We start from the raw sequence: 25,727 nt of genomic DNA, 5'->3' as shown, positions 1-25,727 counted from the left end.
CTTTATTTGCTCAAAAAACGGGCAGTGGGTGAGGTCATTTGTGCGTTTTCTCATTTCTACCCTGGCGGCAGCCCTTTGCAAAGCACAATCAACCTCACCTTCACCCAGGACCCAGACCCGAATCCAAGCCTCAAAATGTCCGAGACAAACGCAGAAAAGCGCAAGTGCACAACCAACCTCACCTACAAATCGTCCAGTCGTACGAGAAAACAGATCGCGAACCGACTCACCAGCTCTCGCATACCGTTCTCGAGCACAACCAACCTCACCGTCCAATCAATCCTTCACTCTCGCAGCCGTTGGTTTGCACAATCAACCTCACCAGGCTGCATCGCGCCATTTTTTCATGGCTCATCTTGCAAAGCTGGGTTGGTTCGTTTTTTTAAAACGAGAACAAACCTACAAACCAACAGCCAATTCCAATTTCCTGTTAATTCAGCAACTTGGTATGCGAAAGGTGAGGTGAGTTGTGTCAAAGGTGAAGTTGGATGTGCATGTAGGTGCGGTTGGTTGTGCAAGAAGGTGAGGCTGATTCCCCAGCAAGGTGAGATTCCGTGTGCATGGCCGACATACCGGAACGGGAAGGTGAGGTAGGTTGTGCAGCACGCGCAAAACCGGCTGAAAGCGTCGTGGCACAACGATTTACCTGGCAATGAGCACGCCCGAAGGTGAGGTTGGTTGTGTCTTCGGTGAGGTTCCATGTGCGCAATCGGCGTCGCATTCGCACAGTTGTCGCCAGGACTTTTGATGGTGAGGTTCTGTGTGTTGACAGCTCACCACCGCGTGCTAGAGTCCCGTGAACGAAAAAGTGGATGAAGAACATGGCGGCGGACAATCCGGAAGAGGGCAGGTCAAAGGCGACGTCGCGCCAGATGGCACTCGCGCTGTTCGAGGACATGTTCGACCAGGGATTGCGCATCAACGAAGCCAATCGGGAGATCGGCTACCAGCGCAACGACTTCTTCACCGAAATCGTCAATATGGGGCTGCCGGCGCGGCGCTTTCTCGACGCCGCGTATTTCATCGTTGCACAGGAGCCCGAGCAGCGCGATCAGTACGACGTCGAGCTCAATTACTTCAAGTGGCTGATGCGCTACGACAGCCGCAATCTCAAGCACCTGCGCACCATTGCCGACGAAGCGCAGAACGCGAAAGTCCGCGTGACCAATACGCCGATGGACCGCGACCCGAACGAAGACGACCTGTGGGTGCAGGTTCAACTCATCGGTATGGTGGGTTTTCATCGCGGGCGGATGCGTTTCGACGTCCATCCGCGGCTTGTCCCTCACATTCGCGATCCGCAGAAATCGCACTGGCTGAGTTTGCGCATTTCCACCGCGTTCACGCGCAGTCTCGCGCGCGCGATCTACGATAAGGTTCTGCCGCATGTGCCCGCGGGTCGCACGGACTGGATCCAGCTCGAGGAAATGCGCAACTGGCCCGGCAAAATGGGCGCGAACGCCGCCATTTTCAAATACTTCAAACGTGACTGGCTCGAGCCGGCGGTTCGCGAGATCAACGACGTATCGGACGTCGAGCTGTCGTACGAGACGCGGACCGCCTCGACGACGTCAAAGAAAATCGACCGCATCCGCTTTCTGCTCAAGCGCAAGGACACCGCCGACGCGGTACTCGCGAGCCTCGCGGACGCGAGCCATCTGTACAAGATTCTCACCGACGAATTCGGGCTGTCGACCAAGCAGTTCAGCGAGATCTCGGAAAACCGTGACGTGTGGACCGACGAACGCATCCAGCAGGCCGTCGAGTACACGCGTTTCAGGATCAAACGCGGTCAGGTCAAGAAGAGCCCCGCGGGCTATCTGATGCGCGCGCTGCGCGATAACTGGAAGATGTCCGACGCCGAACGGACGATGGTCGATGTGCAGGCGAGGCTGCTGGCCGACGAAGCCGAGGAACAGGCGGTCAAGGTCGAAACGAGAACGACGGTGGCGCGCAGCATCGCCACGCGCGAAGAAGAAGTGCGCGCGCGCATGAACGAGGATTCGCGCAAGGGACGCGACCATTTCAACGCGGCCGACGCGAAGACACGCAAGGAACTGATGCATGCGTGGACGACCTCGCGCGAAGGCAAGCTGATGCTGCGCCGTATGAAGCTCGAGCCGTCGACGGTAACGGAAGAGGCGATCCTCGCGAATACCGAGCTGGTCTGGTATCTGGGACAGTTCGTTTTCGGCCGGATGAATGCGGCCCGCGCATCGGCCTGAATGGAATGGCGTTGGAACAGCGTCAGAACGACCCGACGATCGACCCCAGCACGATCACGACCACCAGCGCGAGCAGCGCGCCGAGAATCCCGACGATCACGATGTCGCGATAACTCTCGCGATGCGTCGAGCCGCACACCGCCAGCAGTGTCACCACCGCGCCGTTGTGCGGCAGGCTGTCGAGCGTGCCCGATGAGATCACGGCAACCCGATGCAGCAGCGCGGGGTCGATGCCGTATTGCGCGGCCAGTTGCAGATAGGTGCTGCCAAGCGCATCGAGCGCGATGGTCAGGCCGCCGGATGCCGAGCCGGTCAGCGCCGCGAGCAGATTGGTTGCGACCGCAAGCGAAACCAGCGGGCCGCCGCCGATGCCGAGCACCCATTCACGCACGATGGCGAACGCGGGCAGCGCGGCGATCACCGCGCCATAGCCGACCAGGCTGCCGACGCTCAGCACCGGCAGCACCGATGCATTCGCGCCCGCGTCGATCGTCTCGCGCAACGCCGGCAAGCGACGGCGGTTGAGCAGCACGAGTGCGACGATCGCCACCGTCAGCGCCACGCACACCCCCCACACGCCGCCCACGGCGGCGAGCGATGTCTCGCCCCAGCGGACGTCCGCGAGATAGTCGGCGTCGATGCGCGGCAGCACGATCACGTTCATCACGAAGTTCGTGAGCACGACGAGCACGAGCGGCGTCATCGCTACGCCGAACGAAGGCAGATCTTCGCTGATGTGCCCGCGCTGCACTTCCTCCGGATCGAAGCTCTGCGAGACAGTCGCGCGTTCGCGCACGAGGTTTGCGCTGGCCGCGGGTTTCGCGGATTTCGTTGCCGTGTCGAAACCATCGAAGCCTTCGTTAGCCGCCTTCGCGCGCGACTGTTGCAACGACAACCACCAGAGCCCGAACCCGACCATCACGATACTCGCGATGATGCCGAGCCCGGGCGCGGCAAAAGGCGTGGTGCCGAAGAACGGCATCGGGATCGCGTTCTGGATCGCGGGGGTGCCGGGCAACGCGGACATCGTGAACGTCGACGTGCCGAGCGCGATGGCGGCCGGCATCAGACGGCGCGGAATGTTGGCCGCCTGGAACAGCGCGGTTGCCATCGGCGCGATCACGAAGAACGCGACGAACAGACTGACGCCGCCATAGGTGACGAGCGCGCCGCCGATCACCACGGCGAGAATCGCCCGATGCGCGCCGAGCTTTTCCGTCATATAGGCGGCGATCGCCTTCACGGAGCCGCTGTCTTCCATCAGCTTGCCGAACAGCGCGCCGAGCAGGAACAGCGGGAAGAACTGCGCGAGAAAACGCGCGGCGCTGATCATGAAGGTCTGGGTCCAATGAGCCAGAACGGGTTCGCCGGAAATGGCGGCGGCCAGCATCGCGGCAAACGGCGCGAGCAGCAGCACGGTCCAGCCGCGATACGCGAAGCCGATCAGGAACGCGAGACTCGCGAGCATGCCGAAGAGCCCGAGACCCACCGCGAGCGGTGACAGGATAGTGACGTCCATGGTCAGACTCCGTCGAGCAACGCGTCGAGATCTAGTGAAGAGCGCACGCCGATCGAGTCGCCGTGCTCGGTGAGGAAGGTTTCGGCGGCGCGCCGGCCCTCGTCGCGCAGCATCGTCAGGAAGGCCCACTCGGCGTTCAGCTTCGACGAGTAGCCCAGCTCCGTCATCACGTCGCTCGCGATCCGGTGAATGCGCATCTCCGCCCAGTGACGGCCTTCGTCGCTGCCGGCGTCCGCCGCGCGACGCAGCAGCGCGATCATGCGCAGTTCTTTTATGAGCGGCGCATTGAAGGCGACTTCGTTGAGGCGGCTGATGATGTCACGCGCGGTGCGCGGCGTTTCATCCCGCTCGATCGGATTCACCTGAATCAGCAGCGTGTCGCTCGACGTGCATTCGCGCACCAGCGGCGTGATCGTCGGATTGCCGGCGTAGCCGCCGTCCCAGTAGTCCTCGTCGTCGATCTGCACCGCCTGGAACAGCGTTGGCAGACAGCCCGACGCGAGCAGCACGTCCGCGGTCAGGTCGGCATTGCGGAACACGCGCGCCTGACCGGTGCGCACGCGCGTCGCGGTGATGAAGAGCTTGATCGGCGCGTCGCGCAGATGGGCGAAGTCGATCGATTCGTCGAGGATCTTCTGCAGCGGATGGACGCCGCGCGGATTCAGGTCGTACGGCGAGAACATGCGCGCGGCGAGATCCATCGCGATGAACATCGGCGAATAGTCGAGCGTCCAGCGGCCCATCAGCACGTCGAACGGGCTGCGGCGAAACGGACTGTAGACGGCGGCTTCCGACACGCGTCGCCAGAACGCTTCGAGCGCGGCGCGCGCGCCGGCCGCGCCATCGACCTGATAGCCGCTCACCATCACGGCCGCATTCATCGCGCCGGCCGACGTACCAGAGATCCCTTCGATTTGCAGCCACGACTCTTCCAGCAAACGGTCGAGGACGCCCCACGTAAAAGCACCATGCGAGCCGCCGCCCTGCAATGCGAGGTCGATGCGGGCAGGGGTGCGCTGGCCGGACTGATTTTTCGTTGCAGCCAAGACGACTCCGTAGTGAGGAGTGCTCCGATCGCGAGCTGACGCCGCATGAACGGCGGACGAATGAACTACTGACTAAATACGTTTTGAACTTCTGAATGTGCGGACAAACAATGCGTTTCAAATGCAAAACGCCGCACTGCACCATTCGTATTGAAAGTGGCCGATGCATAAAAGTCAAGCGTATTCCCCCTACTTGCATCCGTCGGAACTGTCGGCGCGTGACAAATAATGGTTCACTTGCCGGCACATTGCGATTGTGCCAAGCCATGCCGCACGAATACCGCGGAATAGGGGGCGCCGGTCACGACGAGGTCAAAAACACGCTGTAGGAAATGCGGGCTCGTCAGGCTGATAGAGCAATGAAACGGCATTCGCCGTTCATATACGATCGCCGGTCAAATGCCTATTTCGGTGTTTATCTCCGCTCCCGGCTCCGCGCTCATGGGCAGGGATCATTGCAATGTTATGTATCGTCCCGGCATCCGGATACATTACGACATAATTCCACTGATGAACCAGGCTATAAAACAGGCATCGTTCAATCACGGAGAGCATCATGAGCGCTGAATTGCTGCAAGGGTCCTGTCATTGCGGGGCTGTCAGATTCGAAGTTCGCACCGAAATCGTTCCCGCCGGCCGTTGCAATTGCAGCCTGTGCCGCCGCAAGGGCGCATTGATGACGCCGCTCTTTCCCGCCGGCCAACTGAAGATTCTGAGCGGCGAAGATTCGCTCACGCTTTATCAGTTCAATACGAAGGTCGCGAAGCACTACTTCTGCAAGCATTGCGGCATCTATCCATTTCATCAGACCCGCAAGGACCCGCTGCAGTGGCGCGTCAATATCGGGTGCCTCGAAGGTGTCGATCCCTATGCGCTCGAAGCCGCGGTGGCCGACGGCGCGAGCCTGTCGGTGGTGGAGGACGCATGAGACGCCTCTTCGCCATCGCGGTGTTCGTCGCCGGCGGCCTCGCGGCCGAACTCGCGCATCCGCTGCAATGCTCGCTGATCCAGGCGGGCGACGTGCGGCTCAAGCGCCGCAACAGATAATCCGTCGATGGAACACGCTGACCACATACTGATCGTCGACGACGATCGCGGCATTCGCGAACTGCTCGCCGGCTACCTCGAGAAGAACGGCATACGCGTGTCGCTCGCGGCCAACGGACGGCAGATGCGCGCCGCGCTCGAGAACGGCGCGCCCGATCTGATCGTGCTCGACCTGATGCTGCCCGGCGAGGACGGGCTGGAATTGTGCCGCGAGCTGCGCGCCGGCAAGTTCCGCACAGTGCCGGTCCTGATGCTGACCGCGCGCAACGAGGAGGCCGACCGCATCGTCGGCCTCGAAATGGGCGCCGACGACTATCTGTCCAAACCGTTCGCCGCGCGCGAGCTGCTCGCGCGGATCCGCTCGGTGCTGCGCCGCGCGCGCATGCTGCCACCCGGCATGCAGGTGAGCGAATCGGCGCAGATGCTGTGCTTCGGCGAATGGCGGCTCGACACCACCGCGCGCCATCTGCTCGACGCCGACGGCACGATGGTCGCGTTGAGCGGCGCCGAGTACCGTCTGCTGCGCGTGTTTCTCGATCATCCGCAACGGGTGCTCACGCGCGATCAGTTGCTCAACCTGACGCAGGGCCGCCAGGCCGATCCGTTCGACCGCTCGATCGATCTGATGGTGAGCCGGTTGCGTCAACGGCTGCGGGATGGCGCGCGCGAGCCGCGTTACATCAAGACGCTGCGCAGCGAAGGCTATGTCTTTTCCGCGACGGTGACGGCCCTCGGGGACCCGCAATGAGCCGGTCATCGTGGCTGCACTGGCCGCGCACGCTGTTCGCACGGCTCGCGGTCATTCTGTTCGTCGGGCTTGCGCTCGCGCAGACGCTGTCGTTCTGGCTCACGATGACCGAGCGCGACCAGACGATGACCAACGTGATGATGGGCTATATCGAGCGCGAGGTCGTCGCATCGGTTGCGCTGCTCGATCATCTGCCGCCCGGCGAGCGCGCGCAATGGCTGCCGCGTCTCGCGCGGCGCAGCTACGAGTTCGTGCTCGGGCCGGGCGTGCCGGGCGCGCCGGTCGACGCGAACCTGTCGGCGCGCGTCGCGCAATCGGTCGCCGATGGAATCGGCACGCGTTATCCGCTGACCGTGAATGCGGTTCCCGGCGACAGCGAGCGCCTGCAGGTTCATCTGAAGCTGAGCGACGGCACGCCGCTGACCATCGACATGCGTCCGATGTCCGGCGCGCCGCTGTCGCGCTGGCTGCCGCTCGTATTGACGCTGCAACTGATCGTGCTGGCCGCGTGCTGCTGGCTCGCGGTGCGGCTCGCGACGCGTCCGCTGAATCAGCTGGCGCTCGCGGCCGATACGTTGGGCCCCGATCTGAAGGCGGAGCGCCTGCCCGAAGCCGGCCCCTCCGAAGTGGCGCGGGCCGCGCGCGCGTTCAACGCGATGCAGGACCGGATCGCCACTTACATGACCGAACGCATGCAGATCCTCGCGGCGATCTCGCACGATCTGCAAACGCCGATCACGCGCATGCGCCTGCGCGTCGACACGATGGACAACGAAGCGGAGGCGGCGAAGCTGCGCCAGGACCTGCAGGAGATGGAGGCGCTGGTGAAGGAGGGCGTGACCTACGCGCGCACGATGCATGGCACGACCGAGGTGCCGCGCCGTATCGATCCCGATGCGCTGTTCGACAGCCTCGTCTGCGATTACGTCGATGCCGGCCAGGATGTGTCGTTGAATGGCCGTTTCGGCCAGTCGCTGATGTTGCGTCCGCAGGCGTTGCGCCGCGTCGTCGGCAATCTGGTCGATAACGCGCTGAAGTTCGGCGGCGCCGCGCGGATCGACATCAGCGCGTCGCACGATGGCGAGGCAACCGTGTCGGTGCTCGACCGCGGGCCGGGCATTCCGGCCGAAGCGCTGGAGACGGTGTTCGAGCCGTTCTACCGGCTGGAAGGATCGCGTAACCGTCAAACGGGCGGCACCGGTTTGGGGCTCGCCATCGCGAGGCAACTCGCGCTGGCGATGGACGCGACGCTCACGCTGCACAACCGGACGGATGGTGGTCTCGAAGCGCGGCTGACGTTGAGAAAATTGCGCGAATAAAATTGCGCGAGTCATGACGGCCCGTCCTTCACTGCGGAGACGAATTCAGGCCCGAAATTCCGCACCTCGCTTTCGAACTGTTTGGCCGCAAGCGCCGGCGAATACAGAAAGCCATTGCCGCAATCACAGCACGCGGCAACCGGAAAGTCTTCTTCCTCGATGGTTTCGATGCCTTCGGCAATGCCGCAATGTACGTGAAGCGCCGCGATGTTCTTCTATCTGAGGCGCTGTGCGAGGCACTGTGTTGCGCGTATTGATCGTGCCGGTGAAACAGGGATCTTGTCGTGTCTCTGTTCCTGGGTTTGAGGAAAAAGCCGGGGAAAGTACTTTTAATCAGATTGCGTTAATGAGTTTCACTGAGCCGATGCGACGCAACTAGTTCGACATGCGACGGCACGCGGTAGCCCGATTGATGCCTATTGCATCCACGGCGGACATTCCATTCCAATACGCTTCGCAATGAAGGCGGGTGCCGGCGCGTCGTCCTGAATACCGTGTCGTCCGATAGCGGATACATGGGTCATATGACACGTCGCACCACTGCTCGATCAATCCCGGGTGAATACAGCATATCGACGCGAGTATCCAGCACGCATTCGTCACGCGTCATATGACGCACGCTGTGTATTGTGAAATATTAATTCACACCTTCAATGCAATGAAAAATGAGCAATGCAGCATTGACGATCCAATTGTCACAAAGCGTGACTCAAACACCAGGGTATGCGTCAATTAATAGTGCGTAAGACGAGAAAAGAAGGCTATTCGCTCTGACGATCAATTGACAAACGCCAACGGACAGACCATTCTTTTTTACGTGGTAGTTGCAGAGTAATGTGGCCGGTCGGGTCACGATTGGCTGCGAGACACGTTTCGTTCGAATCTGATTACATGCCCTCATTAAAAAGGTAGCTAAAAAAGGAATCCGAATGGCGTCCACTCCACAGAAAATGTCGAAGATGCAGCTCACCGGAATGGTGGTGGGCGGTATGGTCGGAGCCGGGATCTTTTCTCTGCCACGAACTTTCGCTAATGCCACCGGTCCTTTGGGCGCCATCATTGCGTGGCTGATTGCCGGCACCGGCATGTATATGCTGGCGCGCGTGTTCCAGGCGCTGGCGGAGCGAAAGCCAGAACTGGACGCCGGTGTGTTTGCGTACGCGAAAGCCGGTTTCGGCGATTACCCCGGCTTTCTCTCCGCATTCGGCTACTGGATTGGTAGCTGTATCGGTAACGTCTCTTACTGGGTACTGATCAAGTCGACGCTCGGCGCATTTTTCCCGGTCTTCGGCGAAGGCAATACGGCGGTGGCGATCATCGTTGCGTCGTGCGGCATCTGGCTGTTCCACTTCATGATCCTGAAGGGTGTGCAGCAGGCGGCGTTCATCAACAGCATCGTCACGGTGGCCAAGGTCATTCCGATTCTCGTGTTCATCGTGATCCTGATCTTCGGCTTCAGGATGGACCTGTTTCAGGCGAACCTGTACGGTGGCGGGCTCGAAGGCAGCATCTTCGAGCAGGTGCGCGCCACGATGCTGGTCACGGTGTTCGTGTTCATCGGGATCGAAGGGGCGAGCGTCTATTCCCGCTATGCAAAAGAGCGCTCCCACGTCGGGCAGGCCACGATCCTCGGTTTCATCGTCGTGACCGCGCTGATGGTGCTGGTCTCGATGCTGCCGTATGCGGTGCTGCAGCGCGCGGATGTCGCGGGTATGCGGCAGCCTTCGATGGCAGCGGTGCTCGAAGCGGTGGTCGGTCACTGGGGGGCGATCTTCGTCAGCGTGGGTCTGCTTGTTTCAGTGCTGGGCGCCTATCTCGCCTGGTCGCTGATCTGCGCCGAAGTGTTGTTCACCGCGGCAAAGACCAGGGACATGCCGTCCGTCTTCGCAAGGGAAAATGCCAACAAGGTGCCGGCTAATGCGCTGTGGCTGACCAACATCGTGGTGCAGCTACTTGTTATCAGCACGTACTTCTCGCGCGACGCCTTCGCGCTGATGCTCAATCTCACCAGCGCGATGTCGTTGATTCCGTATCTGTTCGTGGCGGCATACGGATTCATGATTTCGAATCGCGGCGAGAGTTACGACGTGCGTCCCGAAGAGCGCCGGCGCGATCTCATCATGGCGGCCATCGCCGTGATCTATACGATTTTCATGATCTGGGCAGGCGGCCTGAAATTCATCCTGCTTTCCGCGGTGTTGTACGCGCCCGGAACGGCGCTCTACGTATGGGCACGGCGCGAGCAGAACAAGGGCGTGTTCATTGCATCCGACTGGATCATCTTTATCGTTACTGCCATTGGCGCGATCGTCGGTATTTATGGTCTCGCGACCGGAATGATCACGATCTGATGACATTCGATTGAACACGGCTGGTCACACTGACATTCAGGAGAGCATCATGGCGAATACAGACGCGAAAGCGGGCGGTTTGGGTGTCTATTCCGAAGTCGGGCAATTGCGCAAGGTGATGGTGTGCGCGCCGGGGCTCGCGCATCAGCGTCTTACCCCGAGCAATTGCGATGAACTGTTGTTCGACGACGTGCTATGGGTCGAAAACGCAAAGCGCGATCATTTCGACTTCGTCACCAAGATGCGCGACCGCGGCGTCGAAGTGGTGGAAATGCACAACCTGCTCGCCGAAACGGTGGCGGTGCCGGAAGGCAAGAAATGGATTCTCGACAACCAGGTCGTGCCGAATCAGGTCGGGCTCGGCTTTATCGACGAATTGAGAAGCTACCTCGAAGGGCTCGACAATCGCAAGCTCGCCGAAACGCTGATTGGCGGCCTGTCGACTCACGACTTTCCGGAAGCGCATGGCGGCAAGGCACTGGAAGTAGCGAAGCAGGCCGCGGGCGGTACCGAATACCTGCTGCCGCCGCTGCCGAACACGCTGTACACGCGCGACACGACCTGCTGGATCTACGGCGGCGTCACGCTGAACGCGCTGTACTGGCCGGCGCGGCACGAAGAGACGATCCTCACCACGGCGATCTACAAGTTCCACCCGGACTTCGCGGGCAAGGTCAACGTGTGGTGGGGCGACCCGACCCAGGACCACGGCCTCGCGACTCTGGAAGGCGGCGACGTGATGCCGATCGGCAAGGGCGTCGTGCTCATCGGCATGAGCGAACGCACGTCGCGGCAGGCCATCAGCCAACTGGCGGCCACGTTGTTCCAGAAGGGGGCCGCCGAGCGCGTGATCGTCGCGGCGATGCCGAAGATTCGCGCGGCAATGCACCTCGACACCGTGTTCACGTTCGCCGACCGCGATTGCGTGCTGGTCGCGCCGGACTTCATGGCGAAGACGCGTACCTTCTCGTATCGGCCGAGCAGCCACCCGAGCGGCGTCGAGCTGCATGCGGAAAACAAACCGTTCACCGACGTGGTGGCCGAGGCGCTGGGCTTGAAGAAGCTGCGTGTGGTCGAGGCGGGCGGCAGCGACTACCAGCGTGAGCGCACGCAATGGGACAGCGGCGCGAATCTCGTGTGCGCGTCGCCAGGCGTGGTCTATGCATACGATCGCAACACGTACACGAATACGCTGCTGCGCAAGCAGGGCATCGAGGTGATCACGATCGTCGGCGCCGAACTGGGCCGTGGACGTGGCGGCGGTCACTGCATGACCTGCCCGATCATCCGCGATCCGGTCGACTATTAATCAATCCGACTGATGACCGGAACGGCGCTGCCCGCTCGCTGAAGTGGCGAGCGGGTAGCGGCGCGTTCATCGCGGCACCGAACTTTGCCGGACGACAACAGCGAGGCCGAGGTTGCCGCCGTGCCTGGTGGTCGCCTGGTAGCTGGCAGTGCGGGGACAAGCTCAAATGAAGAGGCCAGAATCACCACAGCCGGTCACGCTGACCGAGGCGATCATTCCGGTCGCCAGCCTCGTCGTGCTGGTCGGAGTGTCCTACTACCTGTTCGGCGACGGCGGCGCGAGCGGCCCGAATCAGGTGGGCCTCGTTGTCGCGACGATGATCGCCGTGTTCGTCGGCTGGCGCCGCGGACATACGCTGGCTTCGCTCGGCGAAGCGGCGGTTGCGAGTGTCAGCACCGGCATCGGCGCGATCTTCATCCTGTTCGCGGTCGGTGCGCTGATCGGCACCTGGGCGCTGAGCGGCACACTCGTGGGCATGGTCTATTACGGCCTCAGACTGCTCAGTCCCAACTATTTCTATGTGACGGCGGCCGCGATCTGCGGCTTCGTGTCGATGAGCATCGGCAGCTCATGGACCGTGGTCGGCACGATCGGCATCGGGCTCATGGGCATCGCGCAGGGCATGGGGCTGAGTCCCGCGGTAGCGGCCGGCGCGATCATCTCGGGTGCCTATCTCGGCGACAAGTCCTCGCCGTTGTCCGATTCCGCCAATCTGGCCGCGGCGGCGGCCGGCGTCGAACTGTACCGGCATCTTCGTGAAGTTTTTTTGACGTCGATCGTTTCGATGGCGGTCGCGCTGGGCGTGTTCTATCTGCTCGGTCGGCCTGGCGATTTCGATGCCAGCGCCGAGATCCACGCGATGCGAGGCGTGTTCCATATTTCGCCGTGGCTCTTTTTGCCGCTGATTGTCGTCGTCGTGCTGGCGGTTCTCAAAATGCCGCCGTTCACCACGATCTTTCTCGGCGCGCTCGCGGGCGGCTTACTCGCGGTATGCGTGGCGCCTGAACGCGTAATCGCGTTTGCGGCGGCGAAGCCGGGCGTGCCGCAGTGGCTTGCGCTCATCAAGGGCGTGTGGCTCGCGCTCGCGAGCGGCTACAAGGCATCGACCGGCAATGCGCAGCTCGACATACTGGTGACGCGCGGCGGCATGGAAAGCATGTTGAATACGATCTGGCTGATCATTACCGCGCTCGCATTCGGTGGCGTGGTCGAAAAATGCGGCGTGCTCGAGCGGGTGATTGCGCCGGTTATCGAAAAGGCGAAGAGCGCCGGTGCGTTGGTTGCCTCGCTAGTGGCGGCGATCGTCGCTACCAATATTGTCACCGCAGATCAGTACATCGCGGTCGTGCTGCCCGCGCGCATGTTCAAGACTGCCTTTGCACGACGCGGATTCGAACCCGTGGTGCTGTCGCGGGCCGTCGGCGATACGGGTACGCCAACCGGCGCACTGATTCCGTGGAACAGTTGCGGCGCTTATATGGCGGTGACGCTCGGCGTGTCCACGCTCGCTTACGCGCCGTATGCGGTGTTCTGCTTCGTGAGTCCGCTCCTGACCATCGCGATTGCGTACGCGGGCATCCGGATGCCACGTCTTGCGGCTGGGGCCGCTGTGTCTGACGCGGCAGCCGTTTCCGCGGAAACCGCGCCGTCCCATCCGGACGAATGAAACTGGACCAGGCGCGGAATGCGCGATTTCTTCCATTGAGAGTAAATCTTTTTACTATACTTTTATCGACTTCGAGAACAGCCCGACTAATTACATTTTATTCAGGGCGATTTAAGGAATTGCATTCGATATACCGGCAATCGGCTGCAATGAAGTCGAGTCAATTGATTTGCGAGCAGTTGAACGATCACTTCACGTGAATACCCTGACTTTTCTTCCATCGCAGGGAGGTTCGACCATGAACAAACGCATCATTGCGCAGCTCGTCGCCTTGTCCTTTTCCGGCATTTCCCTGCTCGCGATTGCGGCGGGACCGCCACCGGACGCCGGCGGCGGCCCGATGGCCGGTCCGGGCCGCCAGCAGGAAATGCCATCCATTCCGCATCGCGACTGGCACAAAGGCCAGCGTGTTCCCGCCGAATACCGTCATTACAATTTCATGATGGACGACTGGCGTGGACATGGTCTCAATGCGCCGCCGCGCGGGGATAAATGGCTCGGGGTCAATGGCGACTACGTGCTCGTGTCGACCAGCAACTGGACCATTTCGAATATCGTCAGCGGCACGCCCTGATCGTTGATGCAGCGCGCTTAATGCTGCGTGTCGTATAGACGATCCGGAACGAACAGCGCGGTCACGCCGCTCAGGAAGAACACCGCGCCGACCACGAGAAAACCGAGGCCGATCGAGAACTGCGTGGCGATGAATCCAATGACGATCGGCGCGGCGCCCGAACAGAAACGGCCGAGGTTATAGGAGCCGCCCACCGCGGTGCCGCGCACGGACGTCGCGAAGCTCTCCGACATGAAAGTGCCGATCGTGCCGAGCGGCACGCCATACAGAAAGCCGAAGATCAGCATCAGCGTGGAAATGTTTTCGCGCGTGTGCCAGAAGATGATCACCGGCAGAAACAGCGACGCGCCCACGCAACCGAGCACATAGACGCCGCGCCGGCTCCAGCGGTCGCCGAGCCAGCCGGCGAAGATCTTGCCGATGAACGCGACCACGTAGGTGCCGATCATGTAGCCGGTCAGCGAACTGAACTTGATGTGCAATTCCTTTTCGAGGTATGTGGGCAGCCAGTTGTTCAGTCCGTAGAAACCGGAGAGCACGAAGATCGACGCGAAAGTCCAGAGGATGAACATCGTGCGCGCCTGCCGGTCGCGGAAGATCCGCGCGTAGCGGTTGTCGATGAGCTTCGTCTTGCGATGGCTTCCGCTCTCGCTCAGGCGGGTGGCGGCGCGGCTGGCGAGCCACGAAGCCGGTTCGGGCACCGCGAATTTGATCGCGAACGCGAGCAGCACCGGCACGGCCGACACGTAGTACAGCGTGCGCCAGCCGTACTGCGGCAGGATCCAGTTGCTGAGCGCGATCACGACGATATAGCCCGCCGAGATGCCGGTCTGCAGCATGCCGAGAATCAGCGAGCGCCGCCCGGTGGGCACGTATTCGGCGACGAGCGTCGTGACGAGCACCATGCAGCCGATCCCCAGCGAACTGATAAAGCGAACGACCGCGAATTCCAGGAAGCTGTGCGAGAACCCGAGCATCCCCGCGCCGAGCGAGAACAGCGCGAGCGCCCACGCGACGACGCGCACGCGGCCGAGGCGGTCGCTGGCCCAGCCGCCGGCAATGCCGCCGATCGCCATGCCGAGCAGGGTCAGACTGCCGAGCGCGCCGGCTTCGACATTGGTGAGCCCGAATTCGTCCTTGATGCGCGACAGCGTGAGGCCGTACATCATCACGTCCGCGCCGTCGGCGATCAGCGCGAGATAGCCGAGCGCGAAGACGAGCAGCCAGCGGCCCTGCGCCGCGGTGGTTCGAGTCGCGGCCGGATAATCTCGAAGCTCGGGTTGTGTTTTCATGAATGAGCGGCGCCGGCGGAGAATGGCATATTCAGCTTGAGAAGAGCGGGAGCCAGGAAGGCGCCGATCAGAAGGCCCATGCTTTCGTGGCGGCTGGTGTACCAGCCTTCCTTGTGTGTCAGGTTCATCGTGCCGATGCACACGCCGTCGTAGGCGATCGGGATGTTCAGTATCGAGCCGAGGCCCATGCCGGTCATCACCGCGTGATCGTCGAACGCGTCGCGAATGCCTTGCGGGGTTGCGGCGCGAAACGGCTCGAGATCCTGCAGGATCCGCTTTGCCCACGCGGTGCCGTGCTTCTTCTTGCGGCCGCCGAGCGGATAAACGTCCGGCATGTTCGTATAGACGCGCTCCACTTCATGACGCCGCGCATCGTAGGACATGATCGTGAGCAGGCTGAAGCCTATCGTTTGCGCCGCCACCGCGTGCACCGCGTGGAAGATCTCCCGTGGCTGGTCGTTCAGGCGGATCGCCATCGCGAGACGTTCCAGATCTGCAATGTCCAGCGCCTGCGTGTCGGGCATCGCGGGCCCGGTCGGTGTGCCTTGCATCGTTTGCATGGAAGAGTGTGAAAAAGCGTGGCGCGTTCAGCCATGCATGTGAGTGGAATCGAGCTGGCCCGCAACCTTGTGAGCCGGTTCGAGCTCGCTCGCTTCGATGTCTTCGAGCGAACGGTTGCGCGTCTCGATGCCGAGGAAGAACACTACGCAGGCGCCGATCAGCAGCACCGTCGTGGTCATCGCGAATACGCCGAGAAAGCCGAGCACCGGATAAACGAGGCCGACCAGAATCGGCGCGCTCACCGAACCGATGCGGCCGAACGATGACGACGACCCGGTGCCGGTCGTACGGACCGTGGTCGGAAAGACTTCCGGCGTGTACGCATAGACCCCGGCGAATGCGCCGTTCATGAAGAACGACAACGCGATGCCCGCGGCCATGATCTGAATGCCGGTGTGTGAGAACGCGAGCGTGATCGCCGCGATTCCGCCGAGCGTCATGTACGACGCGACCACCGCTTTGCGGCCGATCTTTTCATTGAGCCATGCCGCCGAGAAGTAGCCGGGAATCTGCGCGCCGTAAATCGCGATCGAATAGCCGAAGCTTTTCGTCATCGTGAGGCCTTCCTTGACGAGCAGGCTCGGAATCCACGAGAAGAACGAGTAGTACGCGAACGCGACCGAGAACCACATCAGCCAACTGACCGCGGTGGTGCGCGCGAGCCGTGGCGACCACAGCGCGAGCACGTTGCGCGATGCGCTGCCGCCGGCCGGCGCTACAGTCGACGCGGGAACGGCGCTCACCGCGCTGACGGGCGCGAGCGCAATGCCCTTGCCGGCGAACCACGCCTCGATGTTGCCGACGATGCTGTCCGCTTCGGCCGCGCGGCTCTGGCTTTCGAGCCAGCGCGGCGATTCGGGCAGCGTTCTGCGCCACCACAGCAGCATCACGACCGGCAGCGACGTGATGACCGCCAGATAGCGCCAGCCATCGGCGAAGTTGCGCACCACCGCGAAGCCGAGAATCGACGAGGTCAGATAGCCGAACGACATGAAGCCGACCAGCGCGCCACAGAAGATGCCGCGATAGCGCCGTGGCACGAATTCGGCGAGAAACGGCGCAATGACCACGGTCTCCGCGCCCGAGCCGAAACCGGCCACCACGCGCAGCGCAAAGAACGTATGCCAGTCCTGCGCGGTGGCGCTCGCGAGCGACGCGACGCAGTAGATCGCGAGCGCGCTCATCATGATGCGGCGGCGGCCGATCACGTCGGCGAGCACGCCCGACAGGAACGCGCCGAAGAAGTAGCCGATATAGGTACTGCTCGCGACGAGGCCGGTTTCGGCGCTCGTCAACTGCCACAGCTTGCTGACCACCGGCAGCAGGAACGCGAGCGACGACGAATCGAGTCCATCGAACATGTATCCCAGCCCGCCGATCAGCAGCAGTCTGCGATGAAAGCTCGACAGAGGCAGTCTTTCAAGACGGGCGGCGACGGCGGACACGGCAACTTCTCCTGAAGAAAATGGCGCCCCGGTTATCGCCCGATGGCGTAGGCCTGCATCTGCCGCGGCGTGGCCGCGCCTCGCAGCAGGCCGTTTCTGATGCCGACCGCACAGACGCGCCCCAGCGCCCACGGCTCGGCGACGCTCAGGTCGTGGCCGCGCGCGCGCAATTCGGCGAGCGTGCTGTCCGGGAAGCGCGATTCGGCGGACATTTTGCCGAGCTGCATCGCGCGCGGATAGAACGAGCCGGGGAAGTGCGCGGTCTGGAAAGAAGGCGCATCGGCGGCGGCCTGGAAGTTCATGCCGCCATGCACGTGCTTGAGAAACAGTTGCAGCGACCATTGATCCTGCTGATCGCCGCCCGGCGTGCCGAAGGCCGCATACGGCTTGCCGTCGCGCGTGACGAGCGTGGGCGAGAGCGTGGTGCGAGGACGGCGGCCGGGGCCGAGCGACGAGGGCAGGCCTTCTTCCATCCAGAACATCTGCGCGCGCGTGGTGACGTTGAAGCCGAGGCCGGGCACCGCGGGCGATGCCTGCAGCCAGCCGCCGGACGGCGTGGCCGACACCATGTTGCCCCAGCGGTCGACGACGTCGAGATGCACGGTGTCGCCGCGCAGTTCGGGCAACGGCGCGAACGTCGGCTCGCCCTGGCCGAAGCCGCCCGCCTGTTCGCGGCCGGCATTCGCGACGATGCGCGCGGCGCGCTGTGCGCTGTCGCCGAGCAGACCGGGACGGAATTCGAACGATGCGTGATGCGGATCGATGAGCCGGCGGCGCTCGTTGTTGTACGCGTCGCCGAGCAGCACGTCCATTGGCACGTGCGAAAACGCGGGGTCGCCGTAGAACACTTCCCGATCGGCAAACGCGAGCTTCGAGCATTCGATGACCGTGTGCACGAAATCCGCTCCGAGCGGATCCATTGCGGAGAGGTCGAAGCCCTTCAGCAGCGCGAGCTGCTGCAGGAACATCGGCCCCTGGCCCCACGGACCGGTTTTATGTACTCGCAGGCCCGCGTAGTCGTACGACACCGGGTCTTCGTAGGTGGGCTCCCAGCGCGCCAGATCGCCAGCATCGAGCAAGCCGTGATTGCGCTGGCCGGACGTATCGAGCACGGCGGTCGAGCGGAAGTATTGATCGATCGCGTCGGCGACGAAGCCACGATAAAACACGTCGCGCGCGCGTTCGCACTGCTCGGCGCGGTCGCTGCGGGTGTTCGCTTCGCGCAGGATGCGCCTGTAGGTTTCGGCGATCGCGGGATTGGCGAACAACTGGTTCGGCATCGGCGCCTCGCCATTGCGCAGCCATTGTTCGGCGGAGGTCGTCCATTCGGTGCGGAAGAAATCCTGGATCGCGAGGATCGACGACGCCATGCGCGGCAGCACCGGATAGCCGTTTTCCGCGTAGCCGATCGCATAGCTGAGTACGTCGTCGAGCGGCAACTGGCCGTAGTCGCGCAGCATCGCCATCCATGCGCCGAACGCGCCCGGCACGACTGCGGGCAGCAGGCCCGTGCCCGGCACGACTTCGAGGCCCATCTTGCGCATGCGCTCGATCGTCATGGTCGCGGGCGTCACGCCTTGTCCGCACAGCACCCGTACCCGGTCTTCGCGCGCGCTGTAGAACACGACCGGCAGCTCGCCGCCCGGACCGTTCAGATGCGGCTCGACGATCTGCAGCACGAAACCGGCGGCAGCGGCGGCATCGAACGCATTGCCGCCCTTTTCGAGGACGGCCATTGCCGACGCGCTGGCCAGCCAGTGCGTGGAGGCCACCATGCCGAATGTGCCGATCAGCTCCGGACGGGTTGTAAACGACATGCGCGGCTCCTTGCGATGGCTGGCGAATAACTGAACCAATAAGAAATGGTTCGATTGATGAAAATAAAAGCGTAAGGCCAACGCAGCCGGGTTGCACCCGGTGTTAACCCGAAATTTCTGGCGCAGTATAGCGGATCAAAAATGATTCGGTGAGCGCGTGTCCGGTCGCCGTGTTTCTGGTATCGTTCAAACCAATACAAATTGGTTCGGTGGATAGACATGGAAAAACCGGTCCTGGACGCGCTGCTCGACTACGTCGGCGCGCATCGACTGAAGGATGGCGACGCGCTGCCGCCTGAGCGAAAGCTCGCCGAAGAACTGGGCGTAAGCCGCCGGGAGCTACGCTCGGCGCTGGCTTCCCTGGAGGCATCGGGCCGCGTGTGGCGCGGCGTCGGCCGCGGCACCTATCTGGGCGCGCGGCCGCTGAAGTTCGCGCCGTCGCTGCGGGGCTTGCGCGCGGGAACCAGTCCCGCGGATATCGCCGAGATGCGTCTGCTGTTCGAGCCGGCGCTCGCGGCGCTTGCGGCGACGAAGGCGAGCGGCGACGATCTGCAGGAACTGGAGAAGTGCGCGCGCAAGAACGCCGCCGCAAAAAACGACGACGAATGGCAGCAATGGGACCATCGGTTTCACTTGCTGATTGGACAGGCGACGCGCAATCCCGCGCTCATCGCATTGATGGAGGTCATCAACGGCATGCGTGTGAAGCCGGAGGTTCGCGAGAAAACCGCCGCGCAGGAAACACGGCAGTTTTTCGCGCAGCAGCACCAGGCCATCGTCGACGCGTTGAAGGCGCGCGATGCGGAAGCGGCGGCGCGGTGCATGCGCGAGCATCTGCTGAGTGTTCAATGGCGCGCGTCGGCCAAAGCGGACGGGTTGGCGGCGCGCCACGCTTGAAGAATTCGAATTCCGACATTTCATGAAAATCAGGATCATTCTCGCCGACGATCATCCGGTCGTACTGGCGCCGCACCAGGCAGACCATCAGCGCGCAGAAAAGAAGCGCGATGCGTAAATTAGGCGTGGATAACGAAGCGGATCTTTTTCGTTACGCGGTGTATCTACCGATCGCGCGTTGTTCATTCGCCGCTATCGCGCCAGTTTTCTGTTCAACCGGCGCATGCCGTTGAACACCGCGTCGGCCACGTCCATCGGAAAGTCGCCGGGCAATTGCGACGACACCGTATCGATCACCGTTTCCGTCCGCGCGGTCAACCCGGCGATCATCGCGTCGACGTCCGCGGCGGAAAACCCGACACGTTGTCCTTCGGCAATCCAGTGCCGCCGCTGGATCTGCTCCAGCAGGTAATGGACGTTCCTGCCGCGCACCGCCATCGCCAGTTTCACTTTTTGCGCGGGCAAACGGCCGGCGCCCGTGCCGATGATCGGGTGAGCGGACAGCACGTCGTAAAGCGGCGTGGCCTCGTAACGGTTGCCCGGCAGGTGCGCGATGCTGAAGTTCTTCGCATGGCCGTCGGTCGCGGCGAGCAGCCAGAAAATCATCTGCGTCGTGAAGAAGTTGCGCCGATCCGCCGCCGCGCGAGCGGACCCGGCGAGCACCTGCATGATCACCTCGATTCCCGGTCCGCCGTCGGACTCGTATTTGCGCAGCGCCGACGTGCCGGTTGCCTGACACATGTCTTCCTGCGGCAGCCGCACGATCCACGTCGCATCGCTGGAAAGTCGGCGGTCGAATCGTTCGACGATCAACACCTTCTGATCGTCGAAGCGTGCGATTTCGCAGCGGGCGACAGATAGCCCGTAAGCCGCGACGATCTGCGAGCAGAGCCATTCGTTTTCCACCGACGTACGCATGTCGGCGCGCATGTTGCCGACGAGCCCGAGTGGCAGCTTGAAGATATGCGTGGTCGGCGTGCTGCCTTCGGGCAGCAGCCAGCGGTTGCGATCGCGCAGCAGCGCGGTTTTTTCCTGTGCGCCGGCAATCGACAGGCGCAGGTCTTCCAGCGGGTCGTGCTGCCCGAGCGGCGCCGCCGATGTCGTGCCGCGCAGCAGCGCGGCAATTTCGGATTCACTGAGTTCGCGTCCGTCGATGCGGGTGAGGTCGACGGGTTCTTCGTCGGGCGGCAGCATCTGCAAGGCCCCGACGCAGTCGCGTCCGAGCGCGGCGAGCAGGGCAAAAGGCGCGGTGCCGCCGGTTCGGTAGCGCGCGGCGATGCGGCGCCGGATCGGTTCGCTGTCGGGCAGCAGGTTGTCGAAATAGTCCGCGACGATCTGACCGCGATACGGCTGATTGCCGGGCGTAAAGGGCAGCGATAGCGAGAGCGGACGCCCTTGCGGATCGTCGATCCATTCGTCCAGATAGGTGAGCCGTTCGCCGCCGCGCGTCGTTTCCCAATAGCCGACGGGCAGGCCGTTCATCCACAGGTTGAGGCGGTTCGGGATGCCGCGCGCCATGCTTACCAGTCCTCCCGCTTCTTGCCGGTGGCGGATTTCGCGGCGGCGCGCGATGGAGCAGACGCGTTCTTGCCGCGGACCGCACGCGTCGCTGTTGCGGCGGCCTGCTGCGCCGGACGGGCGGCGCGCGCCGGCTTTCCTGGCGAGGCGTCCTGTTTGCGGGGGGCTTGCGTTACGCGCTTTGCGCCGCCGGTTGTTGCGACCGGCGCTTTTCTGGCGGCCCGGCGGGTGGGTGCGTGGGGGGCGGACGACGGCGCGATTTCCGCGGTGGCGTCGTTTTGCGCGGAGCCGGTCGGCGCGAGATTCAGATCGACCTGCAATATTCGCAGGACCCTGAACAGCCGCTCGACGCTGACTGCGGCCGGATTGGCCTCGAGTTGCGCGTAGGTTTGCTGCGTCACGCCCAGGTGACTGGCCATCGCGGCCTGCGTGAGCCCGGCGGCTTTCCTGAAGCCCTGCAGGATCGGCCTCAACTGGTTCAGCGTCTTGATGGGGTAGTCCACGGTCGATCTCCGGTTCGGCTCCCGCGCGCCAACAGGTCAAAGCCTGTAAGCGACAGATACAGTCTATATCCTGTATTTGTTAATTACAAGCTAAAGACTGTTAATGCTCGCGAATGGATTCGCTCCGGACGATGCGCGGTGAATGCGGTTTGCTATGCAACTAATCGTCTAACCCCCCATACCCCCCCATCGCTGCTACGCAGCCACCCGGATGCTGCCAGGCATAATCGACCGAGGCGAACGGCTGACTTCCATGCCGCGCGATTCAACGAGTGCCCGGTCATGTCTGGATATCGGACACGCGGTCGTACCTGTTCGATGATTGGTCTGTACTACTGGTATTAGAAAGGAAATAGACCGGAGTCGAATAGTTTAAATGTCAATTGCTATCAATTAGCGGCGCGGATTTGCAGGCTTCAATAGAAATGACACGTCTCGTATGCAATGCACTCAATACGTGGAAATTCGACAAAGAGAAGATAGTGTTTACTCGCATTGCGTCGCATTCCGTTCATGCGCGGATTGTCTTTGGATGCAATGTTCCGGTTCGTGGCATTGCATTGAAATGAGCTTGGAAATTACGAAAAACGCTATAGACTCTATATTGTGTCTGATGCATCAAGGCCGGGACAACACTGCGTGTTGAGCCGATATGTCACGTTCGCAAACCACTCCAATTCGTCACGAGATCTTCTGTCATCCAGGTGTTTATCGCCTGATAGAACTCAACCTGGCGAATCATGCCGACCGGTGAACCTGAAAGGAGATTCGACGGGACACACACCACTCTTCAAAATAACTCGTTCGAGGCCGCTGGATGAGGTTGGCGGCAGATCGCTGGAGAACATAACTTCCTTGGAGTATGTGATGGCAATCAAACCACAATGGCGAACGCTGATCTCTCTGACTTTCCTGTCGCTCGCAATGATGAGCAATGTCGCGCGCGCGCAAAGTATTCCAATTGTCACGGGCCAACAATGGGTGCAGTCGTCGGACGAGGCGAAAAAGGCCTACCTCGTCGGTATCGCCAATCTGCTCGACGTCGAGCGCGCCTACGCCGGCAATGCGGCGAACAGCAACGACATCGCGCAACGCTTCGGCAAGGGTATGCAGGGCCAGACGCTCGACAGCGTGCGCACTGGGCTCGATCAGTATTACGCCGCCAATCCCACGATGATCCAGCATCCGGTGATCGAGACCCTCTGGTTTCAGATGGTCGTGCCCGGCCTGAAGAAAAACCAATAAGGAGGACGATCATGAAACGACTCGGATGGATCGTAAGCATCGGCACCCTGGTAGTCATGGTCGGCTGCACGGATATGAGCCCGCAGGCGCAAGGAACGATGAGCGGCGCGGCGATCGGCGCGGGCGCCGGCGCGGGCATCGCGGCAATCTCGGGCGGCGATGCCTGGACCGGCGCGATCATCGGCGGCGCGGCCGGCGGTGTGGCCGGCAATATTCGCGGCCGTCAGTAATTGCTCGTGGGTATGCGAGGCCGGGGGGCGGTGTCGCGCTCCGGCCTCGATCGTCTCGCTGGACTGCCGGACGGCCCAGGCGGGTCGGTCGGCTACTCGATCTTCCGGTATGGGCTTGCAAGCCTGTCGTTGCATCAGCTTCGTTTCAGCTTCGTTGCGGCACGACAGCATGGCCTGTCGCACATGAAAAGCCGCAAGCGCAAATCGTCGCGATTTCCACATGGCGCCTCGAGAATCCCCTACGGTTGATTCCCGCGTCGAATGTCAAAAACGGAGCGCATCTGGCTGATCCGTTCCCGCTCGCGATTTGAACGGATGATTAAAAGCCCTTAGGATATCCGGACCGGAATGCCGTCGCGATGACGGCATGTGCGCATCGCGCAGCCAGCAGCTTGCGCTCCATGCAACCTTCACAAGAGAAATCGAATGCTACGCACATCGCTGAAGGTAATAAAGATAAGCGTATTGATTGTGATCCTGTTGGCGATACTCGCACTTGGATTGCGCGCGTGGTACTCGCAACGCGGGCCGGAGCTGTCGGTCTGGCATACCTATGTGCCTCGCGAAATGACCGTCGAAGAAATGAACACCGGTGACTGGAATGCCTACATAAAGGCCGAGAACCGCATTTTTGAAGACGTGCGCGTCAACGTCGTCGAAAAGATAAAGCCGTCCGAGCGCATTCCGGCGAACCGGTATTACGAAGGCTCGCCGATCTATCCGGGGCATTTCGCCGATAACTGGAACCACTCGTACATCCTCGAACCGTCGGGGCCGCCCGTCGGCGCGGTGGTGCTGCTGCATGGAATGACGGATTCGCCGTACAGTCTGCGGCATATCGCGCGCCGCTACCGCGACCGCGGCTTTGTTGCGATCGGCATTCGTTTGCCGGGACACGGCACGGTGCCGAGCGGGCTCTCCGATGTCCACTGGCAGGAGTGGACCGCGGCCACGCGCCTTGCGGTGCGTGAAGCGCGCCGGCGCATCGGTCCGGACAAGCCGCTCGAACTGGTCGGCTTTTCGAACGGCGGCGCGCTGGCGTTGCAATATGCGCTGGACGCCGTAGAGAATCCGGCACTCACGCGCCCGACGCGCGTCATCCTGATTTCGCCGATGATCGGCGTGACGCGTTATGCGCGCTTTGCGGGTCTCGCCGGATTGCCCGCGGTATTGCCGGCGTTCGCGCGCGCAGCGTGGCTTGGCATCGTGCCGGAGTTCAATCCGTTCAAATACAACTCGTTCCCGGTGAACGGCGCGCGGCAGTCGTATCTGCTCACGAGCGTCATTCAGGAGCAGATCGCGAGGCTCGAGCGTGAGAACCGGCTCGACACGTTGCCGCCTATTCTGACGTTCCAGTCGGTGACCGATTTCACGGTCAGCACGCCCGCGGTGATGTCGTCGCTCTACGACAAGCTGCCGGAGAACGGCAGTGAAGTCGTGTTGTTCGACGTGAACCGCAGCGTGCGCTTCAGGACCTTCCTGCGCGTCGCGTCGTATACGGCGCTGTCGCGGCTATTGCGCATCGGTCCGCAGAACTATCGCACGACGGTCATCGCCAATGCGTCGCCGGACTCGGCTCATACCGTCGAACGCAGTGTCTATGCCGGCGAAACGCAAACGCGCGTGAAACCATTGGATCTCGACTATCCGCAGGATATTTTCTCGTTGTCGCACGTCGCGATTCCGTTCCCGATTACCGACGCGCTGTACGGCATCGCGCCGGACGACTCGGAGAACTTCAACGAGAACCTCGGCACGCTCGCGCCGCGCGGCGAACGCGGCACGCTGATTCTGACGCTCGATTCGATGTTCCGTATCGCGTCGAATCCGTTCTTCCCGTATCTGCTGCAACGTATCGATGAAGGCATCGGCAAGATGCCGCCGCCCGTCGTCAAGTCGCCGAAGCGCACGCACGAAACCGCTGACGGACAGCCCGACGATTTCGACGAGGATCTCAATGCGCTCGAGCAGGTCGGCTCCGACGAGCCTTGAGATGTCGATGTTCGTTGCGCCTGAAAGTTACGGCCGGTAAGACGAGTCGACGATCGTCCACAACGTCGCTTTCGGCTTCAGGTTCGCATCGAACAGCAGCGGCAGATTGGTGCGCGGCACCGGCGTCGAAGTCAGCCACGTATGCTTGTCCGAATAGCCCCAGAACGTGATGGTGGTTGCGGGAGCGGTACGCCGACCGTCGTCGTGATGATTGGCGGCCGGCCGTACAACCTCGGCGGTCTCGAGGACCGCATCGCCGCGCAAATCATCGCGTTCGCGCTCTAGCCGCGACATTCATCTGAGCGGCACGGTCACGGTTGCGGGCAACGCGGTCAGAACGCTCGAACGCGACTGGCGTATGCTGAGCGAAGTCGAGATCGTGTCGTAATCGACACCCGTGTGTGGTCCTACTCGTAAAAGTGG

Annotated in this window: 22 protein-coding genes; 13 read left to right on the top strand and 9 right to left on the bottom strand. The window is 62.1% G+C overall.

What is annotated here, in order from left to right:
* Nucleotides 1-821 precede the first annotated feature (821 nt).
* A complete protein-coding gene (locus QM685_RS15170) occupies nucleotides 822-2,225 on the top strand; it encodes a replication initiation protein (RefSeq protein WP_415117281.1) in 1,404 nt (467 codons plus the stop codon).
* A gap of 22 nt (nucleotides 2,226-2,247) precedes the next feature.
* Here the strand turns inward: QM685_RS15170 and QM685_RS15165 are convergent, their stop codons facing one another.
* Together QM685_RS15165 and QM685_RS15160 are read right to left on the bottom strand one after the other, a co-directional pair.
* Complete coding sequence (locus QM685_RS15165; RefSeq protein ID WP_415117178.1) at nucleotides 2,248-3,744, bottom strand: GntP family permease; 1,497 nt, start codon at nucleotides 3,742-3,744, stop codon at nucleotides 2,248-2,250.
* Nucleotides 3,745-3,746: 2 nt separating this feature from the next.
* Nucleotides 3,747-4,790, bottom strand: coding sequence for a patatin-like phospholipase family protein (locus QM685_RS15160; RefSeq protein WP_415117177.1), 1,044 nt, complete (start codon nucleotides 4,788-4,790; stop codon nucleotides 3,747-3,749).
* 556 nt (nucleotides 4,791-5,346) lie between these two features.
* On the opposite strand from QM685_RS15160, the gene QM685_RS15155 reads away from it, so the two are divergent.
* The 8 genes from QM685_RS15155 to QM685_RS15120 all read left to right on the top strand — a co-directional run bounded on the left by QM685_RS15155 (nucleotide 5,347) and on the right by QM685_RS15120 (nucleotide 13,804).
* Nucleotides 5,347-5,718 (top strand): GFA family protein, encoded by a 372-nt coding sequence (locus tag QM685_RS15155; protein WP_415117176.1) that lies wholly within the window; start codon nucleotides 5,347-5,349, stop codon nucleotides 5,716-5,718.
* Complete coding sequence (locus QM685_RS15150) at nucleotides 5,715-5,837, top strand: hypothetical protein (RefSeq protein WP_415117175.1); 123 nt, start codon at nucleotides 5,715-5,717, stop codon at nucleotides 5,835-5,837. Before QM685_RS15155 ends, QM685_RS15150 begins: the two co-directional genes overlap by 4 nt.
* A 7-nt stretch (nucleotides 5,838-5,844) precedes the next feature.
* Nucleotides 5,845-6,585 (top strand): response regulator, encoded by a 741-nt coding sequence (locus tag QM685_RS15145; protein ID WP_415117174.1) that lies wholly within the window; start codon nucleotides 5,845-5,847, stop codon nucleotides 6,583-6,585.
* Nucleotides 6,582-7,904, top strand: a complete 1,323-nt coding sequence (locus QM685_RS15140) for an ATP-binding protein (protein ID WP_415117173.1) — start codon at nucleotides 6,582-6,584, stop codon at nucleotides 7,902-7,904. Before QM685_RS15145 ends, QM685_RS15140 begins: the two co-directional genes overlap by 4 nt.
* A 929-nt stretch (nucleotides 7,905-8,833) precedes the next feature.
* Nucleotides 8,834-10,255 carry a basic amino acid/polyamine antiporter gene (locus QM685_RS15135; RefSeq protein WP_415117172.1) on the top strand — a complete coding sequence of 474 codons (1,422 nt, stop codon included), beginning with the start codon at nucleotides 8,834-8,836 and terminating at the stop codon, nucleotides 10,253-10,255.
* A 49-nt stretch (nucleotides 10,256-10,304) separates the two neighbouring features.
* Nucleotides 10,305-11,564 carry an arginine deiminase gene (arcA, locus tag QM685_RS15130; protein WP_415117171.1) on the top strand — a complete coding sequence of 420 codons (1,260 nt, stop codon included), beginning with the start codon at nucleotides 10,305-10,307 and terminating at the stop codon, nucleotides 11,562-11,564.
* 166 nt (nucleotides 11,565-11,730) lie between these two features.
* Nucleotides 11,731-13,230, top strand: a complete 1,500-nt coding sequence (locus tag QM685_RS15125; RefSeq protein ID WP_415117170.1) for a Na+/H+ antiporter NhaC family protein — start codon at nucleotides 11,731-11,733, stop codon at nucleotides 13,228-13,230.
* Nucleotides 13,231-13,468: 238 nt separating this feature from the next.
* Entirely contained in the window at nucleotides 13,469-13,804 is a 336-nt protein-coding gene (locus tag QM685_RS15120; protein WP_415117169.1) for an RcnB family protein, read from the top strand.
* A gap of 17 nt (nucleotides 13,805-13,821) precedes the next feature.
* Here QM685_RS15120 and QM685_RS15115 read toward each other — a convergent pair whose 3' ends face one another.
* Genes QM685_RS15115 through QM685_RS15100 form a run of 4 tightly spaced genes read right to left on the bottom strand, consistent with a single transcriptional unit; the run spans nucleotide 13,822 to nucleotide 18,919 of the window.
* Complete coding sequence (locus QM685_RS15115; protein WP_415117168.1) at nucleotides 13,822-15,096, bottom strand: MFS transporter; 1,275 nt, start codon at nucleotides 15,094-15,096, stop codon at nucleotides 13,822-13,824.
* On the bottom strand, nucleotides 15,093-15,656 hold the full coding sequence (locus QM685_RS15110) for a GAF domain-containing protein (protein WP_415117167.1): 564 nt from the start codon (nucleotides 15,654-15,656) through the stop codon (nucleotides 15,093-15,095). The genes QM685_RS15115 and QM685_RS15110 overlap by 4 nt, the downstream gene beginning before the upstream one ends.
* Before the next feature lie 27 nt (nucleotides 15,657-15,683).
* Complete coding sequence (locus QM685_RS15105) at nucleotides 15,684-17,102, bottom strand: MFS transporter (RefSeq protein ID WP_415117166.1); 1,419 nt, start codon at nucleotides 17,100-17,102, stop codon at nucleotides 15,684-15,686.
* 32 nt (nucleotides 17,103-17,134) lie between these two features.
* A complete protein-coding gene (locus tag QM685_RS15100; RefSeq protein ID WP_415117165.1) occupies nucleotides 17,135-18,919 on the bottom strand; it encodes a gamma-glutamyltransferase family protein in 1,785 nt (594 codons plus the stop codon).
* Nucleotides 18,920-19,138: 219 nt separating this feature from the next.
* On the opposite strand from QM685_RS15100, the gene QM685_RS15095 reads away from it, so the two are divergent.
* The gene (locus QM685_RS15095; protein WP_415117164.1) at nucleotides 19,139-19,816 is read left to right on the top strand and encodes a FadR/GntR family transcriptional regulator; all 678 of its coding nucleotides are present in this window, start codon (nucleotides 19,139-19,141) and stop codon (nucleotides 19,814-19,816) included.
* Between the two features lie 192 nt (nucleotides 19,817-20,008).
* On the opposite strand, the gene QM685_RS15090 is transcribed toward QM685_RS15095, so the two are convergent.
* Nucleotides 20,009-21,334 (bottom strand): type II toxin-antitoxin system HipA family toxin, encoded by a 1,326-nt coding sequence (locus QM685_RS15090; RefSeq protein ID WP_415117163.1) that lies wholly within the window; start codon nucleotides 21,332-21,334, stop codon nucleotides 20,009-20,011.
* 2 nt (nucleotides 21,335-21,336) lie between these two features.
* Nucleotides 21,337-21,837: a helix-turn-helix transcriptional regulator gene (locus QM685_RS15085; protein WP_415117162.1), complete on the bottom strand. Its 501-nt coding sequence runs from the start codon at nucleotides 21,835-21,837 to the stop codon at nucleotides 21,337-21,339.
* Between the two features lie 867 nt (nucleotides 21,838-22,704).
* Between QM685_RS15085 and QM685_RS15080 the strand changes: the two genes are divergently transcribed.
* From QM685_RS15080 to QM685_RS15070, 3 genes are all read left to right on the top strand, one after another.
* Nucleotides 22,705-23,082: a hypothetical protein gene (locus QM685_RS15080; protein WP_415117161.1), complete on the top strand. Its 378-nt coding sequence runs from the start codon at nucleotides 22,705-22,707 to the stop codon at nucleotides 23,080-23,082.
* 11 nt (nucleotides 23,083-23,093) lie between these two features.
* On the top strand, nucleotides 23,094-23,312 hold the full coding sequence (locus QM685_RS15075) for a YMGG-like glycine zipper-containing protein (RefSeq protein WP_415117160.1): 219 nt from the start codon (nucleotides 23,094-23,096) through the stop codon (nucleotides 23,310-23,312).
* 426 nt (nucleotides 23,313-23,738) lie between these two features.
* Nucleotides 23,739-25,304: an alpha/beta hydrolase gene (locus QM685_RS15070; protein ID WP_415117159.1), complete on the top strand. Its 1,566-nt coding sequence runs from the start codon at nucleotides 23,739-23,741 to the stop codon at nucleotides 25,302-25,304.
* Nucleotides 25,305-25,331: 27 nt separating this feature from the next.
* Here the strand turns inward: QM685_RS15070 and QM685_RS15065 are convergent, their stop codons facing one another.
* Entirely contained in the window at nucleotides 25,332-25,598 is a 267-nt protein-coding gene (locus QM685_RS15065) for an endo-1,4-beta-xylanase (protein WP_415117158.1), read from the bottom strand.
* Nucleotides 25,599-25,727: the final 129 nt, after the last annotated feature.

It is taken from the genome of Paraburkholderia sp., assembly GCF_047605525.1.
Classification (GTDB): domain Bacteria; phylum Pseudomonadota; class Gammaproteobacteria; order Burkholderiales; family Burkholderiaceae; genus Paraburkholderia.
This window is presented reverse-complemented; position numbering and strand designations above follow the sequence as displayed.

Bases quoted from the DNA above. Each gene is read 5' to 3' on its own strand.
- QM685_RS15170 (WP_415117281.1), top strand. From the start codon at position 822: ATGGCGGCGGACAATCCGGAAGAGGGCAGGTCAAAGGCGACGTCGCGC.
- QM685_RS15165 (WP_415117178.1), bottom strand. From the start codon at position 3,744: ATGGACGTCACTATCCTGTCACCGCTCGCGGTGGGTCTCGGGCTCTTC.
- QM685_RS15155 (WP_415117176.1), top strand. From the start codon at position 5,347: ATGAGCGCTGAATTGCTGCAAGGGTCCTGTCATTGCGGGGCTGTCAGA.
- QM685_RS15150 (WP_415117175.1), top strand. From the start codon at position 5,715: ATGAGACGCCTCTTCGCCATCGCGGTGTTCGTCGCCGGCGGCCTCGCG.
- QM685_RS15145 (WP_415117174.1), top strand. From the start codon at position 5,845: ATGGAACACGCTGACCACATACTGATCGTCGACGACGATCGCGGCATT.
- QM685_RS15140 (WP_415117173.1), top strand. From the start codon at position 6,582: ATGAGCCGGTCATCGTGGCTGCACTGGCCGCGCACGCTGTTCGCACGG.
- QM685_RS15135 (WP_415117172.1), top strand. From the start codon at position 8,834: ATGGCGTCCACTCCACAGAAAATGTCGAAGATGCAGCTCACCGGAATG.
- arcA (WP_415117171.1), top strand. From the start codon at position 10,305: ATGGCGAATACAGACGCGAAAGCGGGCGGTTTGGGTGTCTATTCCGAA.
- QM685_RS15125 (WP_415117170.1), top strand. From the start codon at position 11,731: ATGAAGAGGCCAGAATCACCACAGCCGGTCACGCTGACCGAGGCGATC.
- QM685_RS15120 (WP_415117169.1), top strand. From the start codon at position 13,469: ATGAACAAACGCATCATTGCGCAGCTCGTCGCCTTGTCCTTTTCCGGC.
- QM685_RS15115 (WP_415117168.1), bottom strand. From the start codon at position 15,096: ATGAAAACACAACCCGAGCTTCGAGATTATCCGGCCGCGACTCGAACC.
- QM685_RS15110 (WP_415117167.1), bottom strand. From the start codon at position 15,656: ATGCAAACGATGCAAGGCACACCGACCGGGCCCGCGATGCCCGACACG.
- QM685_RS15100 (WP_415117165.1), bottom strand. From the start codon at position 18,919: ATGTCGTTTACAACCCGTCCGGAGCTGATCGGCACATTCGGCATGGTG.
- QM685_RS15095 (WP_415117164.1), top strand. From the start codon at position 19,139: ATGGAAAAACCGGTCCTGGACGCGCTGCTCGACTACGTCGGCGCGCAT.
- QM685_RS15090 (WP_415117163.1), bottom strand. From the start codon at position 21,334: ATGGCGCGCGGCATCCCGAACCGCCTCAACCTGTGGATGAACGGCCTG.
- QM685_RS15080 (WP_415117161.1), top strand. From the start codon at position 22,705: ATGGCAATCAAACCACAATGGCGAACGCTGATCTCTCTGACTTTCCTG.
- QM685_RS15075 (WP_415117160.1), top strand. From the start codon at position 23,094: ATGAAACGACTCGGATGGATCGTAAGCATCGGCACCCTGGTAGTCATG.
- QM685_RS15070 (WP_415117159.1), top strand. From the start codon at position 23,739: ATGCTACGCACATCGCTGAAGGTAATAAAGATAAGCGTATTGATTGTG.
- QM685_RS15065 (WP_415117158.1), bottom strand. From the start codon at position 25,598: ATGTCGCGGCTAGAGCGCGAACGCGATGATTTGCGCGGCGATGCGGTC.